Here is a 17,303-nt window from a genome sequence, read left to right on the forward strand (position 1 = left end):
GCGGATTACAGGCCCGCAGAGCCCCATTAACCGCCGAGCCAGGCGCCCTGTCAATCAATAGCCGATACAAAACCACGACGACCGATGAACTGAAAACATCCGTCCGATACGGACAACAATCACGTCGGTTTCGATCAAATCGCCGCGTGTTTTTCCTCCTAAAGTGGGCCCTGTATTCCAACAATCAGAGGCCCAACATGCCCGAATTAGCCGGTAACGAATTTTGGAAAGACCTGCAGCCTATCGCGAACTGCTTCAAGCCCGACGCCAAGCCTGAGGTTTACCTGCCGAATGCCGCCAGTGATGATCTGCGGCTGTACGTGCCCTTCACCGAGACCGTTTCTTCGCGTCCACTGTGGATCTCCCCCAGCGAAAACCGCTGGTGCGACATTCTGATGTCCAGCCGTGCAGGCCTGGTCAATCGCCACTACCACCCCCATGAAGTGTTCGCCTACACGCTGTCGGGCAAGTGGGGCTACCTGGAACATGAGTGGACCGCCACAGCCGGCGACTTCGTCTATGAGACGCCCGGCGAAGGTCACACCCTGGTGGCCTATGAGCACGAGGAACCCATGCGCGTGTTTTTCATCGTCAAGGGGCCGCTGATCTGGCTCGACGATCAAGGCGAGTCCACCGGCTACTTCGACGTGCACTCCTACATTGCCCTGTGCCGTGAACATTACGAAAAAGTCGGCCTGGGGGCTGATGCAGTGGACCGTCTATTCCGTTAAACCCCGTGCTACGGAGAACCACCATGGCTCACAACAATAATAAAGCCAGTTATGAAAATACCCTGCTCTGCGTGTTGTTCCTGACGTTCGGTTTTGTGTTTTTCGACCGCCTGGCGCTGTCCTTCCTGTTTCCGTTCATGGCTAAAGACCTGCAACTGAGTAACAGCCACCTCGGCATGTTGTCTTCGGTGCTCGCATTGGCTTGGGCCATTTCGGGCACATTGGTCGGTGCGTGGTCAGATCGCCGAGGGGTGCGTAAACCGCTGCTGATTGCGGCGGTTATTCTGTTTTCCCTGTGCTCGGCCCTCTCGGGGCTGGTCTCGGGATTTCTCAGTCTGTTGCTGTTTCGCGGCATCATGGGGTTGGCCGAGGGGCCGATCCTGCCGTTGTCCCAATCGATGATGGTGGAGGCGTCATCGCCGCATCGCCGGGGCCTGAACATGGGCTTGCTGCAAGGCTCGGCAGCGGGTCTGTTGGGCGCGGTGATCGGCCCGCCGGTGTTGATCGCCCTGGCCGAAGCCTATGGCTGGCGGCATGCGTTCATTGTATCGCTGCTGCCCGGGCTGCTGATTGCCTGGTTCATCTGGCGCTATGTGCGTCAGGATGAACCCCGCCAGGCTCCGGCAACTAATGCCAAACCCACCGGGCACCGGCTGGCATTGCTCAAGAGCCGCAACATCGTGCTGTGCACCTTGATCAGTTGCGTGTTTCTGACCTGGTTCGTGATCCTGATCTCCTTTACCCCGACATTTCTGGTCAGCGTCCGCGGTTACAGCGCGCCGAGCATGGGCACGATCATGAGTTGCCTGGGCGCCGCCTGGGTCGTATGGGGGTTTGTGGTGCCCAGCATTTCCGACCGTATCGGCCGTCGTCCGACGCTGGTGCTGTTCTCGCTGGTTGCTGCCTGCTGCCCGATAGCCCTGCTATTCGCGCCTTCGCCGATGATACTCGGCGTGCTGATGGTGCTCACCTTCACCGGGCTTGGCTGCTTCACGCTGTTCATGTCCACCATTCCGGCTGAAACCGTCCCGCGTGAAGTCATGGCTACGGCGCTGGGCATGATCATGGGCGTTGGCGAACTGGTGGGAGGGTTCGTGGCGCCGACCATTGCCGGGTTCGCCGCCGATCAGTTCGGGTTGTCGATTGTGATGTGGATCTCCTGCGGCGGCGCCTTGCTGGCTGCAGGGCTGTCCCTGCTGCTCAAGGAAACTGCGCCTGGCGTGCTGCAACGCCGATCAATGCAAGCCTGCACACAGCGTGCGTGATCCGGGATCACCACGCTGCTCCATTTACTCATCACAACAACAATAAAATGAGTCCCAAGACCATGCACCCTACTCTTCGTTTGTGCGCGTTTTTGTTCCTGGTGTTTACTTACTCCCCAGCTTGGGCACAAGACCGTGAAGGTCCACTGGCCGGCCTGGGCGAGCAATTGGCCGGCTACGGCATCCAGCCCCATGTGCAATTCACCAGCCTGTCGATGAAAAACCTCGACACCGGCCCGCGCCCCTACAGTTTCGGTAACAGTGGCGACCTCTATATCGGTGCCGACGTTAACCTCGCCACGCTCGGTGGCCTGGACGGCGCCGCCCTGCATGTCGAACAAACCGTCTTTATCCTCGATAACGGCACCGGCCAGCCTACCGCAAACAAATGGCAAGGTGCTGCCGGCAGCTATTTCGCAGGCGCGCCGCTGCACAACGACATCGCCAGCAACCAGCTAAGCCTGTTGACCTACGAACAGAAATCGCTCGATGGCCAGCTTGATATGCACATCGGCCGGACCAACGGCCGGCGCTACTTCTACATCTATAACTGCGAAACGGCGGTCACCTGCACCGACCCGATCCTGGACGCATCAAGCGGCATGCTGCCACCGCCCTTCGGTGCCTGGGGTGGCTACCTCAAGTATCAGGTGAGCCCAAGCGTTTACGTGCACGCCGGTGCATTCGAATCCAACCCGGTGGATTACCTGAAAAAGCGCAAAGGCTTGGATTTCAGCACCGACGACGCGAGTGGCACCAGCTTTCTGGTGGGTCTGGGCAGCAAGCCCGGCGATGACACTACCCAGTACGAATTGAATGCGTACTTCAACTCTTCCAGGCAGGTCGACCCGCTGACGGGCGCCAGTGACCACGGCACCGCGGGCGGCTTTTTCAAGTTACGCCAGACACTGTGGCGCGGCGGGCAACAAGGTCTGCAGCTGTTCGGTTCACTGTCAGCAGCAGCCGATAATAAACAACCTTTCAGTCATTTCGCCGAAGCCGGTCTGACCTACCTGGCCCCCTTCGATCGAGCGCAGGACAAGCTCAATCTCAAGACCAGCTACCTGCAAGTCAACACCCATCAGTTGCAGTTTCAGCAACGCCTGCGCACTGCGGCCGGTGGCGATCCTGAATTGGGCGAGCGCAATGTGTATGCGGTGGAAGCCAACGGCCATTTCGCCCTGACCCGCAACCTGTCCATCGAACCGAGCATCCAATACATCATCAACCCGGACAACTTCTACAACCCGGGTGCGACGCAATTGAGCAACAACGGGTTTGTGGTTGGTCTGCAAGTAACGCTGGATGTCGGCTCGGTACTGGGCCTGTGAGCATGCGGTTTGAATAACACTTTTACTCAGTTCATGAGGTAACGATGACTATGTTCAGCAGCAGGCTGTTTGAAGGCAAGGTCGCGCTCGTCAGCGGCGGGACGTCCGGGATTGGCCAGGCGACCGCCGAGTATCTGGCCAGGCATGGCGCCAGGGTGGTGGATATCGGTTTGGGCGCCGACGCGACGGTCGTCGCCGAAGGGGTTGAACTCGATCTTCGTGAGGTTAACGTCACCGACGATGATGCGCTCAAAGGTGTGATCCGGAGCCTGGACCGCCTGGATATTCTGGTACCGGCTGCGGGTGGCACGCTGGGCGAAAAGGAGATGGAGTGGGAGGCCTTCAACCAGGTGCTGTCGGTGCAACTCAACGCCGTCTACCGTCTGATCAATCTGGCGCACCCCCTGCTGGCCAGGCAAGGTGGTTCGATCATCAACATTGCGTCGATGTTCTCCTATTTCGGCGGTGGCAAACTCGTGGCCTACTCAGCTGCCAAGGGGGCCATCGTACAGATCACCAAATCGCTGGCCGAGGCGTACGCCCCCGATCGCATTCGCGTTAATGCCGTGGCACCGGGGTGGATTACCACACCATTACTGGCAAAAATTGATGATCAACCGAGGATTGACCGTCTAATGTCACGCACCCCTATGAAGCGATTTGGCAGTGCCGAAGAGGTCGCCAAGGTGATTGCGTTTTTAGCATCGGATGCGGCGTCGTTTGTGAATGGCGTGATTCTGCCCGTAGATGGGGGCTATCTCACCACGGCGATCTGAAGCTTATGGCCAGTCAAAACGCGCCTGCTTAATCAGGCGCGTTAATTCGGTGCGCTAAAGACTAGACACGACCGTTCACTCCCGAACTTCAGTTTTCAACAACGTCGTACGTCCCGCCCCCTACCGATATCATCAACCAACTGAACGGTAGACTTTTAATATACCGCAAGGCTCAAGTATTCCTATTTATTGTCGATACCAACTTCACGGATGGACACCCTCAACTTAAGGACATCGTATGCTCCTGCGAAAACTGCACCTCGCGCCCCGCTCTGCTCTGTGTTTCGGCTTCTTCTGCCTGATAATCATCGCGATGGGCTTACTCGCCTTAAGGCAAGCCGAGTTATTGAAGACCGCCGAAAAGTACGTTGAGACCAACGTCTTGCCCAGCGTAAAACTGCTGGGCCAACTAGACCGGGAGTTCGTAGGCATCAGAGGCAACAATGCTCGGGTGCGCAACCCTATCGAGCCTCAGGAGCGCAAAATCAAGGCGCTCAGCGACATCCAACAATCGCGGCAAGTCATCGATCAATACTTGCAGTCTTTGACATTATTTATTGTCACGCCTCAAGGTCGCGAAGCGTTTGAACGCCTGCGTGAAACCAAAAGTGACTATTCAAAAGCACAGGACCAGTATCTTGCCGCCGTGGCCGCGCAGCAACTGGAAAACGCAGTGTCTATCTCAAATGGGCTGATGAAAGAAGCCGCCGACCGTGTAGAAGCATCACTGAACAATCTCATCAGCGTTAACGAAGACAAAGCCAAAAAAGCGGGACGGGACGCGGATGAAATTTATCAGCAAACCCGAATAATGGTAGGCGTTTTCTTGATTGTTTCAGTGGCTGCTTCGTTACTGCTGGCTTGGCTTTACACCCGAAGTCTGACGGTACCGATTAAGGAATCATTAGTGATCGCTCGCCGTATCGCTGCGAATGATCTGAGCCAAGATGTCGATGCAACAGGCTCCGACGAGGCGGCACAACTGGTACTAGCAATCGCCGCAATGCAGTCAAACTTACGTGATGCCCTGGCGCTGATAGGGGATTCCTCCACTCAGTTGGCCGCGACCGCGGAAGAAATGCATGCCGTGATGGAAGGTGCTTCGCGCACCATTCAACGTCAAAATCATGAAATTGAAATGGCAGCCACCGCAGTGACTGAAATGAGCGCAGCCGTGGAAGAAGTCGCAGGCAATGCCGCGTCCACCTCCGAGCTGACCTCACAATCGAGCTCAGCCGCTATCGCAGGTCGTAACCAGGTTAACGAAACAGTCGCGGCCATCAACCTCATGGTCTCCAACGTCCAAAGCACCTCAGTTGAAGTACAAGCCTTGGCAACCATGGCAACCGATATCAGCAAGGTGCTGGATGTCATCCGAGGGATTGCAGAGCAGACCAATTTATTGGCCTTGAATGCGGCCATTGAAGCGGCGCGTGCCGGCGAAGCCGGTCGTGGCTTTGCGGTCGTCGCTGATGAAGTCAGAGCCTTGGCCCATCGCACTCAAAAATCCACACAGGAAATTGAGCACATGGTCGATTCAATCCAGGCAGGCACAGGCAACGCGGTGACATCGATGAGTCAAACAAGCCTCCAAGCCAGGCAGACACTCGAAATGGCCAATAGCGCAGGTAAGGTGCTCGGCGAAATTACCGACTCTTTGAGCCAAATCAACGAGCGAAACCTGATGATAGCCACGGCGGCAGAGGAACAGGCCCAAGTCGCGCGCGAAGTGGATCGCAACCTCGTCAGTATTCGGGATTTGTCCAGCGAAGCATCGGAAGGATCAAGTCAGACGGCAATTGCCACCGCTGAACTGACGAAGCTGGCCAACGATCTCAGCCATCTAACCAAGCAGTTCAAGCTCTAGACACCCAGATGAGGAGTCCCATCGACGTGCGCTGCGGCATCGACGGGACGCTCGCAGCGCGTCAATGATTGTCGGGTTTAAACGGCCGATACAACCCTTTGCCGCTGCTCGCCAAGCCCATCAATCCACAGGTGGATTTCATCACCCGGTGACAGCCACTGCGGCAGCGGCTTCATGCCCATTCCTACACCCGGTGGCGTGCCCGTACAGATCAGATCGCCCGGCTGCAATGTCATGTAGCGGCTGCAGTACGCCACGATTTGAGACACGGTAAAAATCATGGTTTTCGAATTCCCGGTCTGACGTCGCTCACCGTTGATCTCCAGCCACATATCCAGGTTTTGCGGGTCGGGGACTTCGTCGCGGGTCACCAGCCAAGGCCCAACCGGGCCGAAGGTGTCACACCCCTTGCCTTTGTCCCATTGTGAACTTTGCATTTGGAATGCCCGCTCCGATACGTCGTTGACGACGCAGTAACCTGCAACGTAGTTCAAGGCATCCGCTTCGGACACATAACGGGCTTCACTGCCGATCACTACGCCCAGCTCCAGCTCCCAATCCAGTTGGGTAGCGCCACGCGGCTGCTGGATTTCATCATCCGGGCCGTTCAGGCAACTGATGGCCTTATGAAAAATGATCGGCTCGCTCGGAATCGCCATTTGCGCCTCTTCGGCGTGGTCGCGGTAATTGAGCCCGATGGCGATGAATTTGCGCACCTGCGCCACGGGTACTCCATAACGAACCCCGCGTTCGACCAAGGGCAAACTGGCGATATCCAGCATCGACAACTGCGCCAGCGATGACGGTGCCAGCACCGCGGCCGTGATATCGCCGACATGCGCGGAGAGATCGCGCACGCGTCCGTTGGCATCTATGACGCCCGGGCGCTCTTCACCGCGCGGGCCAAAACGACACAGTTTCATGTGTACCTCGATTGTCTGTCTGTGGAGAAAATCCATCCTCAAACGCGAAGGCAATGCCCACGCTGGCGAAGCGAACCCGCCGATTTGAATAAATCCATCATAAAGACTAAAATATATTTTTATCAATAAAATATATTTTTAGAGATTCGCCTGCCATGAAAGTTCAGCCCGCCAAGAGCCTCACGCAAGCGACCTACGAACGCCTGCGCCGTGATGTTCTATCCTGTATTTTGCGCCCAGGAGACCGCGTCAACGTAAAAGTCGTGGCCGAACGTTATGAGGCCAGTACGGGAGCGGTGAGAGAGGCGTTGTCGCGTATGGTCTCCGAGGGGTTGGTGATTGCCGAGCCCCAGAAAGGCTTTCGCATTTCTGCCGTTTCGCTGGCAGACCTCAACCACCTCACACTCGCCCGCATGGAGATAGAATCAAGCTGCCTTAGGCACGCCCTGGATAGCGGCACTCTTGAATGGGAAGCAAACCTGATCGTCGCGCATCACCGCCTCATACGAGTTGATCAACATGATACGGATGAATGGACGGGCGCTCATCATGCTTTCCATGAGGCGTTGGTCAGTGCCTGTCCCAACACCTGGCTATTGCGCATTCGCTCGATGTTGTTCGAGCAAACCGCTCGCTATCGCGCGATGTCTATAGCCATGACCGCCACGCAGCGGGACATTGATGGCGAACATCAAGCACTGTTTGACGCAGCCATGGCCAGGGATACAACCCAAGCCAGTGAGCTGTTGCAGCAGCATATCCAGACCACCTCGGTCATGCTGGTTAACGGCCTGCAAACGCTTGCACAGTTTGCAGAGCCTGTTTGATGACGCTCTCGACCGCTCTTGAAGCCTCATACGATCCTGGCATATTGACTGGATTGCGACGAAAATCGAGCGCTGGCAAACGGTCTTGTCCGACCAGACACGCCAGACTAGCCACTCCAAACCAAGAGGAGTCGGTATGAAAAACTCATATGTCGCCGCGGGCCTTTTTGCCCTTTCACTCATCGCAACCACTGCACAAGCCCAGTCGTTCACGGTGCAAAGCAGCAGTGTCCAGGACGGACATTTTCAACAGCGTCAATTTGCCAATGTGTTCGGCTGCACCGGCAAGAACCTCTCCCCTGAAATTTCCTGGAGTGGTGCCCCGCCGGACACCCAGAGCTTCGTGGTGACCCTGTACGATCCAGACGCACCGACGGGCTCGGGCTGGTGGCATTGGGTGCTGGCTAACGTGCCTGCGACAGTCAACGAACTCAAGGAAGGCGCGGGTAGCGTCGGTGGCACATTACCCGCCGGTACGCTGCAGGTACGCGGTGACAGTGGTATGCCTGGCTATCTGGGTGCCTGCCCTCCCGAAGGGCAAACCCACCACTACGTGATCAGCGTCTATGCCATGAAAGCCGCCACCTTGACGCTCCCACCGACGGCGACACCGGCGATGCTTGGCTTCATGGTGCCTGCCGGTTCGCTTGCCAAAGCCACGCTGACGGTACAGGGCGGCCGCTGATGTCATTCGCGAACGCTTACGACGCTTTGCGCATCACCCAGCGGCCTGGGGTTGGGACCACGGGCATCGTTCTTCAGCATGGAAACCTGGAGTTCAAGCGTTTGTATATCGAGAGCCCTGTCTTGATCTATGTTGAGCGGGGTTCGAAAATCGTGCGCTGGTCAGGGGGTGAATACCTGATCAGCCCAGGCGAGGCGATTGCCGTGGCGGGTGGGCAACCCATGGATATCATCAACCGGCTGGCCCAGGACGGCAGTTACCAGGCCCACTGGCTGGTGTGGGACGAAGCGTTGATCCAATCGAACGCTGAAGCCAATACCCACCTGGCGGCCATTCGATACGCTCAACCGATCACAGGTGAAGGTGGGCATTTTGCCGAGTCGTTCAAGCGCGCCATTGAAGCGGTAATAGACAGCACGCTGCCAGACCCTGTCGCTCGGCATCGCGTACAGGAATTGCTGACCTGGGTTGGTGTGACGGGTGGGCGGTTCGAACCGCCGCGCCTGCCGACGATGGCGATCAAAGTGCGGCGACTGATCGCCAGCGACCTGGCAAACGATTGGAGTGTGCCGGACGTCGCCTCCACTTTTGCGCTTAGCGAGGCTACGCTGCGGCGCAGGCTGGCGGAAGAAGGCACCACGTTCAGTCGCTTATTGATCGATGCGCGCATGACCCTTGCCCTGCAACTGCTGCAATCATCTGCGCAGACTGTCATGCAGATAGCGCTTTGCGTCGGCTACCAGACGCCGTCGCAATTTGCCGTGCGTTTTCGAGACAGGTTCGGTTTCCCACCCACTGCGGTCAGAGGGCATCGACGCTGATGTTGCAGACCACCAATTCAACAGGTCGGCGCGATAGCAGGCTTGAGCCCGCACAGCACGCCGAACTCAGAATGCCAGTGGCGGCGACCCACAACGAGAGCGTTGCCAAATCGCACCTACAGGCCTCGTTTCGTGACAGGCGCCAAAGCGAATGGCCCTGCATCAGTCCAGAATCTGATGCCCCGCCACGCGGAGCACAGCAAGCCCTTCGGCAAACTGATCAGCCTTGAGCAGCAGGAAGTCGCCGTCGAATGTCGACACCACAAAAACCCCAAAACCGGCTTCACTGAGAGGGCGCACCACTGACAGCACGATACCGGTTTCGTCGAAGGCGAAAGGGCCGACAAATTGCACACAATTCCAGTCCCGGTCGATTTTGACACCTTCAGGCACTCGGCTCTGATGGCAGACAATCGACAGTTCATCGGCAGAGCGGGCAATGTTTACAAACCCGTCACCATCGGCCCAGGTCGGGATCGGGGCTTTACTGTCCAACCTGGAAATTGAGTAGCGTTCGGGTAGGACTTTAAGGCGGATGCTTTTGACCAGTTTCATAAAATCTCCAGTTAGATAAGGTTAACGCTATTTCAAGTGGGTAATGGCAGACAGGCCTCTGCCAGACGAACCCAATAGGTCGCGCCGATCGGCAGAATATCGTCGTTGAAATCAAAGCTCGCATTGTGCAGCACACACGGCCCGGGACCATGGCCGACGTTGCGATGCCCGCCCTCACCGTTGCCGATAAATACATAGCAACCCGGTTTATGTTCGAGCATGTGGGCGAAGTCTTCGGCGGCCATGGTGGGCTTGCCATTGGTGAGGACTTGCTCTTCACCGACCAATTTGCGTAGAAGCTCGATACAGATGTTTGTTTCGCGTGGATGATTGATCAGTGGTGGGTAGTCCGATTTAAACGAGGTTTCAACGCGGCAACCGAAAGCATCGGCAATGTTGTTGGCAATTTCCGTCATGCGCATTTCAATCAAACTCATGGCTTCTCTTGAAAACGCCCTGAACGTGCCTCCCAGGCACGCGTCATCTGGAATAACAGTGAGACTGACATCACTGCCTGCATGCATGTTTGTGACGGATATGACCGCCGGTTCCTGAGTGTCCACATTGCGCGTGATGATGCTCTGAAACGCTTGGGCAATATGCACCAACGGCTGCAAAGGATCAGTGCACTGATGCGGCAGGGCGGCGTGCCCGCCCTTGCCGAACACGCGAATTCGAAACTCCGTGTCGGAGGCCATCATCGCGCCCGGATGAACAGCAAACTGTCCGGCCTCCAGACCGGGCCAATTATGCATGCCAAACACCGCACCCATGGGAAACAGCTCGAACAGGCCATCTTCGATCATGCGCCTGGCCCCGGCATCACATTCCTCAGCGGGCTGAAATATAAAATACAGCGTGCCATCGAACTGGCGGGTACGCGCAAGCTCGAACGCCGCCGCCAACAACATTGCACAGTGCCCATCATGGCCACAGGCATGCATTTTTCCGGCATGGACGGAGGCATGCTCGAACTGATTAAGCTCCTGCACAGGCAGCGCGTCCATGTCGGCGCGCAAGCCGATAGACGCATCGCCTGTACCACAGCGCAAAATCCCGACCACTCCGGTCCCCGCCAGCCCGCGGTGAACCGTCAAGCCCCATGACTCTAGCTGGCTCTCGATCAGGTCTGCGGTCCGGCGCTCTTCGAAGGCCAATTCCGGATGCCGGTGGATATCCCGTCTCAGGGCGTAAATGGCTTCGGGCACCTGGATCAAGGCAGCGTTTTTCATTGGCACTCTCCGCGAAAAAGATCGTTTGTCACTTGAGGTCCAACGCCAGAAACTGGCGTAACCGCTCACTTTGCGGGTTGTCAAAGACCTGCTCGGGCCTGCCCTGCTCCTCAATCTTGCCACCGTGTAGAAACACCACCTGGGTAGAGGCATGACGCGCGAAACCCATTTCATGGGTAACGACAATCATCGTGCGCCCCTCCTGCGCGAGATCCTGCATGATCTTCAGCACCTCACCGACCAGCTCCGGGTCGAGGGCAGAGGTCGGCTCATCAAACAGCATCACCTGCGGCTCCACCGCCAGGGCTCGCGCTATGGCCACGCGTTGCTGTTGCCCACCGGACAGATGGGCCGGGTAGCTATCGTGGAAACGAGCGTCGAGCCCGACTTTATCCAGATACCTGATAGCGCTGGCACGCGCCTGTTCCTTGTTCATGTTGAGCGCATGCACGGGCGCCATGCTGACATTTTCCAGCACCGTCATATGCGCCCAGAGATTGAAGTGCTGAAACACCATTGCTAATCGCGTGCGCAGCGCCTGCAAGGTACGGCGCTCCGGACGCAACGTTTTGTCGACGCCCAGGTCAATCGTCAGATGGTCCAGGCTGACGCGGCCACAGTCCGGCTGTTCGAGAAAGTTGATACAGCGCAAAAACGTACTTTTGCCCGAGCCGCTGGAACCAATGATGCTGATGACCTCACCGCGCTTGGCGCTCAAAGAGACCCCGTGCAAGACTTTATGATTACCATAGGATTTGTGGATGTTTTCAACGGTCAGGGCATTCATACCAGGCTGCCTTCTTTTATCGTGAGTATGGAGTGCTCAACGGTGGCTTTGGCCATACGCGGCTTGAGATGTCTCAGCCAACGTTTTTCAGCACGATTGAAGCCGGCGATGATGCAGAACGAGATCATCAGGTAGAGCAAGGACGCCAGGCCATAGGTAGTGAACGTCGCATAGGTTTCAGCGTTGACGTCACGGGCAACCTTGAGGATGTCCGGCACCGTGGCGGTAAACGCGAGTGTCGTGCCGTGGAGCATGAAGATCACCTCGTTGCTGTAGGCAGGTAGCGCTCGACGCAACGCACTGGGCAGAATCACTTTGAAGTTGAGTACCGTCGCGCTCAAGCCGAAGGCCCTGCCCGCCTCGACTTCCCCACGACTGCTGGCACGAATCGAACCGACCAGGATCTCGGTCATGTAGGCGCACTCGTTGAGCACGAACGCAAACAGCGTGCAGCAATAGGCATCGCGAAAAAAACTGTTGAGCAGCGCCGTGTTCTGGATGAACGCGAGGCTGTACAAGCCGCTGTAGATAATCAACAGCTGTACGTAGAGCGGCGTAGTGCGGAACGTGTAGGTGTACAGCCAGATAAGGGCACTCAAGGTACGCGAAGAGGATACGCGCCCCAGTGCCAGCGGGATCGACAGCACAAACCCACCGAGTGTCGCGACGATCAGCAGCATTAGCGTGACGACTACCCCGCTCCACTGCTGCCCATCGGTCCAGAGAAAACTCTGCCAATAGGTCTGGAAGAGATCGATCATAGCTGCGCCTCCCGAACCCAGCCGGCCGAGCGGTGCTTAAGCCAGTACAGCAACAGGCTGGAAAACCCCGAAAGACAAAAATAAACCGCACCGGCCAACACCATGAACATCAGCGTGTTGTGGGTGCTGCGCCCCGCCTCTTGAGCCGCCATCACCAGATCGCTCAGACCTATGATCGACACCAGCGCAGTCGCCTTGACCAGCACCTGCCAATTGTTACTGATGCCGGGCAACGCAAACCGGATCAGTTGCGGCAACACAACCTTATGGAAGGTTTGCCAGGCCGATAGGCCATAGGCGCTGGCAGCTTCGGCCTGGCCCGGGTCAATGGCCAGAAACGCACCGCGCAAGGTTTCGGCGAAATAGGCGCCGTAGATAAAACCCAATGTCATGACACCGGCCACAAAGGGATCAATCTCGAAACGCCCGAGTCCGAGTTTGTCGGTGATCTGGTTCACGCCGATCTGGATGGTGTAGAAAATCAGCAGCATCAACGCCAGATCCGGAATGCCGCGAATCACGGTGGTGTAGCACTGGGCAGGCAGGATCAGCCAGGGTTTGCCCGACAGCTTCGCCAGTGCGGTCAGCAGCCCCAGAAACAGGGCCAGTACCAGCGCCACCAACGCCAGTTCGACCGTGCTCAAGGCACCTTTGGCAATCAAGGGTAAATATTCAAGCCATTGCATGGCGCATCACTCGCAATAGGTGGACGTGTAGAAGCCGCACGATATCGGCCATGACTGCAATACACAGTCATGACCGGCTCAGCACCCGCCATCAGCCGCCGTAGATGTCGAAGTCGAAATACTTGGCGGCGATCTTCCGATAGGTACCATCGGCCAGCATGGCGGCGATGGCAGCGTCGATGCGCAGCTTGAGTGCCTGATCTTCCTTGCGAACACCTATTGCGGTGCCGCTGCCCAGCACTTTTTCGTCGACAATGATCGGTCCGGCAAACGCATAGCCTTTACCCTGATCAGTGCGTAAAAAGGCATAGGTGGCCTGCACTTCATCCTGCAACGAAGCGTCAATACGCCCATTGAGCAGGTCGGCGTAGACCTGGTCCTGGCTCGCATAAGCCTGCAACTTGATGCCAGGGACTTTCCAGTAGGTACGCGCGTAAGACTCTTGGATAGTGCCTTGCTGATACCCCACGGTCTTGCCCTTGAGCCCCGCCGCTGTCGGCGCAATGCCGGAGCCGTCGCGCGCCACCAGGCGTGTAGAGGGGTTGGAAAGTTTGCTGCTGAAGTCAATCTGCTTCAGGCGTTGCTCTGTAATGGACAGGCTCGATAACACCCCGTCGAACTTGCGTGCAAGCAACCCTGGGATCAGCCCGTCGAAGCTGCTTTGGACGTACTCACATTTGACCGCCATGCGCTTGCAGATTTCGTCACCCAGATCGATATCGAAACCGATCATTTTGCCTTGCGGGTCGCGGTATTCAAGGGGTGGATACGTCGGGTCAACCCCCAGGCGCAGCACCTCCTCGGCGTTTGCCCACGTTGAACTCAGGAGCAACACTACGCAAGCTACAACGAGATTCTTGTTCATGACTATTTCTCTATGTGGTAGTTGGCAGATTTCAGGGAGTAGCGATGTGATTGTTATTGTTCAGCGCCGGTCGAGCACCGACCAGCGCTGGGTGGAGCACTTAGAACAGGTTGAGCAAATCAGGGCATTCTTTGACCAGTTCACGATTACGGATCAACTCGGCGACGCTGGCCATGTCCGGAGCGATCGGTCGGTCCACATTCATCGCCGGCACGCTGGCGCGAATGCACTCGACCGCTGGTGCCAGGCGCGCGCTGTACAACTCGCCGCCGCGCAGGTCCAGGCCCTGGGCCGCGCACAACGCCTCGATAGCGAGAATCCCGCGCAATGTGCACGTCATTTCCAGCAAGCGGCGTGCGCCATGGGTGGCCATTGACACATGGTCCTCCTGGTTACCCGCCGTAGGGATGGTGTCGATGGAGGCCGGGGTTGCGCGCTGTTTATTTTCCGAAGCCATGGCAGCGGCCGAGATGTGCGCCGTCATGTAGCCCGAATGCAAACCGGCATCGACCGTCAACATGGGCGGTAGCCCGGAAAATCCTGGGTCCAGCAGCAGGTTGCAACGACGCTCGGACAGGTTGCCGATCTCGGTAATAGCGATCGCCAACATGTCGGCGGCAAATGCGACCGGTTCAGCATGGAAATTACCGCCGGAGATGACTTCACCGGTCTCCACGAAGATCAGCGGGTTGTCGGAGGCTGCGTTGCTCTCGATCTCCAGGGTGACACTGGCGTTGCGAATCAGGTCCAGGCACGCGCCGAGCACCTGTGGCTGGCAACGAATGCTGTAGGGGTCCTGAACCTTGCCGGACGCTTGTGAAATGGCGCGCATCGGGCTGTCATCCAACAACCGCTTGAACGCAGCGCCCACCGCGATCTGGCCCGGGTGGCCACGCAGCGCCTGAATACGTGGATCGAACGGACTGGCAATACCCGCCAGCGCCTCGGTGGTCATGGTGCCGATTGCAATGGCTGCCATAAATGCGTTTTCCAGGGCAAACAGGCCGGTCAGCGCGAGTGCCGTCGATACCTGGGTGCCATTCATCAGTGCCAAGCCTTCCTTTGGCGCCAACACAATAGGCGTAAGGCCTGCTCGCGCCAACGCCTCAGCACCCGACAGCAACTCGCCCTCATACCAAGCCTCGCCCATGCCGATCATCACCGCCGTCATGTGCGCCAATGGCGCCAGATCGCCGCTGGCACCGACCGAGCCCTGGGCAGGAATAAACGGGATCACGCCACGTTCGCGCATGTCTTCCAGCAGCGCGACGGTGCCGTATTGCGCCCCCGAAGCACCGCGCCCCAGGCTGGCGACTTTTAAGGCCATGACCAGGCGAACCACATCGGCCTCCAATGCCGGGCCATAGCCTGTCATGTGCGACATCACCAGGTTTTTTTGCAGCTGGCACAGGTCGGCATCACTGATGCGTACATTCGCCAGCTTGCCGAATCCGGTGTTCAGGCCGTACACCGCGCGACCGCTGTCGACCAGCGTATCAACCATCTTTGCCGCCGCCTCGATACCGGCCCGGGCGCTCTCGCACAGGCGCGCCGGCGCACCGTTGTAAATCGCACGCCAGGTGGCGATACGGGTTTCACCGGGAACGATTTTTTGTACTGTGCTCATGGTTTTTCTCTCTGTTCGTAAATGAGTTGAAGTGGATCAGACCGGTCAGGCGCCGCGTCTGGATCGCTCGAATTGGTTGATCGAATAGCGCAGACCTCGCATTTGCGGATCAGCCAGGCAGTCGTTGTAAGCCCCCACCAGATAGGGTCGCAGCGTATCGCTCGCGCCCTGGCCACCTTGAATCCGCCCTTGCAGCGTGGGCATTCGCTCCGTTAATTCAAGCATCAGCGCCTCTTCATCGATGCGCGTGATCCGGCCGTGATCCACCAGCTTGCGTCCGCCAACGTAGACATCACGCACAGCGCTGCCCTGTTCGCAAAAAACCAACTGCGTCAACGCATCATTGAGGGGTGTAAAGGCACTGGTCTTGAGGTCGATCAGGCAGAAATCCGCCTGTTTGCCGACCTCGATGGATCCGGTCTGCGCACCGCGCCCGATGGCCTTGGCGCCGCCGAGCGTGGCCATGTTGAACGCCTGCAGTGCCCCCACCGGGCAAACCTCGTCCTGATCGAGCAGCGCGTTGGAAAGCGCCGCCAGGCGCATCGCGTCAAACATCGAGTTCAAGTCGTTGCCGTTGTTGTTGTCGGTACCCAGGCCGACGTTCACCTCACGGCGCAACATCTGCGCAATCGGCGCCACACCACTGCCCAACTTCAAATTGCAGGCGGGGTTGTGCACCACGCTGGCGCCTCGTTCGGCAATCAGATCGAGTTCCGCCGCCGACAGCCAAACGCCATGTGCGAGCACGCTGCGGGGTGTTAACAGTCCCAAGTCGTCCATGTACGCGGCCATGGGTTTGCCATAAAACTTGGCCGCCGTGAGCGCTTGTATACGGGTTTCCAGCAAATGGATCAGTACCGGGCGGTCGTAATGTTCGGCGAGCGCCCAGGTTTTTTGCAGAAAGTCGGCACTGCAGCGTTGCGGGCCGGAGGGCGAGAAAACAAAGCGTACCCGGCCATTCCAACTGCGCGCCAGCTCCTGCCACTGCTCCAGCACACGCGCTGCGGCGTGGGCCGATACCGTGCCCTTGAGTGTATCGGGCAGCCGCTCGGCCAGGTAAGGAATCCCCTCCTGAAACGGTTTGTCGGACCACGCCACGCTGACGTCGGCGCGAATTCCCAGGTCGGAATAAGCCTGAAACGCCGCATGCACGACTTCAGGCTCAAAGAGGCCACCGAAGTGAATATCATCGACCACTGTGGTTATGCCATTGCGCAACATCTCGATGCCGTTGAGCAAGGTGCGCAGGTACACCTCACGCGCCGTCCAGCCACGGCGATAGGACGGTGGATTGTACAAGCCCATCCAGATCTCCAGAGGGATGCCGGAGAAACGTCCTTTGTCGAAACGGTCGTGAGAGTGATGATGGGCGTTGATTAGCCCCGGTATCAGCAGTTTGCCGCGCCCATCGGTACGCTCGTCGAGGTTGACCGTGGACAAATCGATTTTGGGTGCGAGACCGACGAAGCGATCACCGTCGATCAGTACGTCCATGACTTGGGCGGTCGAGCCGCCCATGCCGACGACGCTGACCTGTTCGATCAAATGCAGAAGGGCCATGAGG

General features: G+C 57.8%; 17 protein-coding genes. 8 read left to right on the forward strand and 9 right to left on the reverse strand.

The window, feature by feature from the left end:
• The first annotated feature begins 197 nt into the window (after positions 1-197).
• The 5 genes from BLV67_RS27270 (at position 198) to BLV67_RS27290 (ending at position 5,970) form a co-directional block, all read left to right on the forward strand.
• Complete coding sequence (locus BLV67_RS27270; RefSeq protein WP_069787408.1) at positions 198-731, forward strand: 2,4'-dihydroxyacetophenone dioxygenase family protein; 534 nt, start codon at positions 198-200, stop codon at positions 729-731.
• Positions 732-754: 23 nt separating this feature from the next.
• Entirely contained in the window at positions 755-1,996 is a 1,242-nt protein-coding gene (locus BLV67_RS27275; RefSeq protein WP_069787407.1) for an MFS transporter, read from the forward strand.
• Between the two features lie 62 nt (positions 1,997-2,058).
• Positions 2,059-3,327 carry a carbohydrate porin gene (locus BLV67_RS27280; RefSeq protein ID WP_069787406.1) on the forward strand — a complete coding sequence of 423 codons (1,269 nt, stop codon included), beginning with the start codon at positions 2,059-2,061 and terminating at the stop codon, positions 3,325-3,327.
• 44 nt (positions 3,328-3,371) lie between these two features.
• Positions 3,372-4,103 (forward strand): SDR family NAD(P)-dependent oxidoreductase, encoded by a 732-nt coding sequence (locus tag BLV67_RS27285; protein ID WP_069787405.1) that lies wholly within the window; start codon positions 3,372-3,374, stop codon positions 4,101-4,103.
• Positions 4,104-4,341: 238 nt separating this feature from the next.
• A complete protein-coding gene (locus BLV67_RS27290; RefSeq protein ID WP_069787404.1) occupies positions 4,342-5,970 on the forward strand; it encodes a methyl-accepting chemotaxis protein in 1,629 nt (542 codons plus the stop codon).
• A 77-nt stretch (positions 5,971-6,047) separates the two neighbouring features.
• Here BLV67_RS27290 and BLV67_RS27295 read toward each other — a convergent pair whose 3' ends face one another.
• Positions 6,048-6,893, reverse strand: coding sequence for a fumarylacetoacetate hydrolase family protein (locus tag BLV67_RS27295; RefSeq protein ID WP_069787403.1), 846 nt, complete (start codon positions 6,891-6,893; stop codon positions 6,048-6,050).
• Between the two features lie 155 nt (positions 6,894-7,048).
• Here BLV67_RS27295 and BLV67_RS27300 point away from each other — a divergent pair, with 155 nt between their 5' ends.
• From BLV67_RS27300 to BLV67_RS27310, 3 genes are all read left to right on the forward strand, one after another.
• Positions 7,049-7,720 (forward strand): GntR family transcriptional regulator, encoded by a 672-nt coding sequence (locus tag BLV67_RS27300; protein ID WP_069787402.1) that lies wholly within the window; start codon positions 7,049-7,051, stop codon positions 7,718-7,720.
• 136 nt (positions 7,721-7,856) lie between these two features.
• Positions 7,857-8,405: a YbhB/YbcL family Raf kinase inhibitor-like protein gene (locus tag BLV67_RS27305; RefSeq protein ID WP_069787401.1), complete on the forward strand. Its 549-nt coding sequence runs from the start codon at positions 7,857-7,859 to the stop codon at positions 8,403-8,405.
• Complete coding sequence (locus BLV67_RS27310) at positions 8,405-9,226, forward strand: helix-turn-helix transcriptional regulator (protein ID WP_069787400.1); 822 nt, start codon at positions 8,405-8,407, stop codon at positions 9,224-9,226. The genes BLV67_RS27305 and BLV67_RS27310 overlap by 1 nt, the downstream gene beginning before the upstream one ends.
• 162 nt (positions 9,227-9,388) lie before the next feature.
• Here BLV67_RS27310 and BLV67_RS27315 read toward each other — a convergent pair whose 3' ends face one another.
• The 8 genes from BLV67_RS27315 to BLV67_RS27350 all read right to left on the reverse strand — a co-directional run bounded on the left by BLV67_RS27315 (position 9,389) and on the right by BLV67_RS27350 (position 17,299).
• Positions 9,389-9,781, reverse strand: coding sequence for an ACT domain-containing protein (locus tag BLV67_RS27315; protein ID WP_069787399.1), 393 nt, complete (start codon positions 9,779-9,781; stop codon positions 9,389-9,391).
• A gap of 32 nt (positions 9,782-9,813) precedes the next feature.
• Complete coding sequence (locus tag BLV67_RS27320) at positions 9,814-11,013, reverse strand: M20 aminoacylase family protein (RefSeq protein ID WP_069787398.1); 1,200 nt, start codon at positions 11,011-11,013, stop codon at positions 9,814-9,816.
• A gap of 28 nt (positions 11,014-11,041) precedes the next feature.
• Positions 11,042-11,800 carry an ATP-binding cassette domain-containing protein gene (locus tag BLV67_RS27325; protein ID WP_069787397.1) on the reverse strand — a complete coding sequence of 253 codons (759 nt, stop codon included), beginning with the start codon at positions 11,798-11,800 and terminating at the stop codon, positions 11,042-11,044.
• A complete protein-coding gene (gene hisM, locus BLV67_RS27330) occupies positions 11,797-12,561 on the reverse strand; it encodes a histidine ABC transporter permease HisM (protein WP_069787396.1) in 765 nt (254 codons plus the stop codon). Before hisM ends, BLV67_RS27325 begins: the two co-directional genes overlap by 4 nt.
• Complete coding sequence (locus BLV67_RS27335; RefSeq protein WP_069787395.1) at positions 12,558-13,247, reverse strand: ABC transporter permease; 690 nt, start codon at positions 13,245-13,247, stop codon at positions 12,558-12,560. The genes hisM and BLV67_RS27335 overlap by 4 nt, the downstream gene beginning before the upstream one ends.
• Before the next feature lie 91 nt (positions 13,248-13,338).
• Positions 13,339-14,112 (reverse strand): ABC transporter substrate-binding protein, encoded by a 774-nt coding sequence (locus BLV67_RS27340; protein WP_069787394.1) that lies wholly within the window; start codon positions 14,110-14,112, stop codon positions 13,339-13,341.
• A gap of 100 nt (positions 14,113-14,212) precedes the next feature.
• Positions 14,213-15,739, reverse strand: coding sequence for a histidine ammonia-lyase (hutH, locus tag BLV67_RS27345; protein WP_069787393.1), 1,527 nt, complete (start codon positions 15,737-15,739; stop codon positions 14,213-14,215).
• Positions 15,740-15,784: 45 nt separating this feature from the next.
• Entirely contained in the window at positions 15,785-17,299 is a 1,515-nt protein-coding gene (locus BLV67_RS27350) for an amidohydrolase family protein (RefSeq protein WP_069787392.1), read from the reverse strand.
• Positions 17,300-17,303 lie beyond the last annotated feature (4 nt).

Origin of the sequence: Pseudomonas salomonii, assembly GCF_900107155.1 — a bacterium.
GTDB classification, from domain to species: Bacteria; Pseudomonadota; Gammaproteobacteria; order Pseudomonadales; family Pseudomonadaceae; genus Aquipseudomonas; species Aquipseudomonas salomonii.

Excerpts from the sequence above, each read along its gene's own strand:
- BLV67_RS27270 (WP_069787408.1), top strand. The coding sequence starts at position 198 with ATGCCCGAATTAGCCGGTAACGAATTTTGGAAAGACCTGCAGCCTATC.
- BLV67_RS27275 (WP_069787407.1), top strand. The coding sequence starts at position 755 with ATGGCTCACAACAATAATAAAGCCAGTTATGAAAATACCCTGCTCTGC.
- BLV67_RS27280 (WP_069787406.1), top strand. The coding sequence starts at position 2,059 with ATGCACCCTACTCTTCGTTTGTGCGCGTTTTTGTTCCTGGTGTTTACT.
- BLV67_RS27285 (WP_069787405.1), top strand. The coding sequence starts at position 3,372 with ATGACTATGTTCAGCAGCAGGCTGTTTGAAGGCAAGGTCGCGCTCGTC.
- BLV67_RS27290 (WP_069787404.1), top strand. The coding sequence starts at position 4,342 with ATGCTCCTGCGAAAACTGCACCTCGCGCCCCGCTCTGCTCTGTGTTTC.
- BLV67_RS27295 (WP_069787403.1), bottom strand. The coding sequence starts at position 6,893 with ATGAAACTGTGTCGTTTTGGCCCGCGCGGTGAAGAGCGCCCGGGCGTC.
- BLV67_RS27300 (WP_069787402.1), top strand. The coding sequence starts at position 7,049 with ATGAAAGTTCAGCCCGCCAAGAGCCTCACGCAAGCGACCTACGAACGC.
- BLV67_RS27305 (WP_069787401.1), top strand. The coding sequence starts at position 7,857 with ATGAAAAACTCATATGTCGCCGCGGGCCTTTTTGCCCTTTCACTCATC.
- BLV67_RS27310 (WP_069787400.1), top strand. The coding sequence starts at position 8,405 with ATGTCATTCGCGAACGCTTACGACGCTTTGCGCATCACCCAGCGGCCT.
- BLV67_RS27315 (WP_069787399.1), bottom strand. The coding sequence starts at position 9,781 with ATGAAACTGGTCAAAAGCATCCGCCTTAAAGTCCTACCCGAACGCTAC.
- BLV67_RS27320 (WP_069787398.1), bottom strand. The coding sequence starts at position 11,013 with ATGAAAAACGCTGCCTTGATCCAGGTGCCCGAAGCCATTTACGCCCTG.
- BLV67_RS27325 (WP_069787397.1), bottom strand. The coding sequence starts at position 11,800 with ATGAATGCCCTGACCGTTGAAAACATCCACAAATCCTATGGTAATCAT.
- hisM (WP_069787396.1), bottom strand. The coding sequence starts at position 12,561 with ATGATCGATCTCTTCCAGACCTATTGGCAGAGTTTTCTCTGGACCGAT.
- BLV67_RS27335 (WP_069787395.1), bottom strand. The coding sequence starts at position 13,247 with ATGCAATGGCTTGAATATTTACCCTTGATTGCCAAAGGTGCCTTGAGC.
- BLV67_RS27340 (WP_069787394.1), bottom strand. The coding sequence starts at position 14,112 with ATGAACAAGAATCTCGTTGTAGCTTGCGTAGTGTTGCTCCTGAGTTCA.
- hutH (WP_069787393.1), bottom strand. The coding sequence starts at position 15,739 with ATGAGCACAGTACAAAAAATCGTTCCCGGTGAAACCCGTATCGCCACC.
- BLV67_RS27350 (WP_069787392.1), bottom strand. The coding sequence starts at position 17,299 with ATGGCCCTTCTGCATTTGATCGAACAGGTCAGCGTCGTCGGCATGGGC.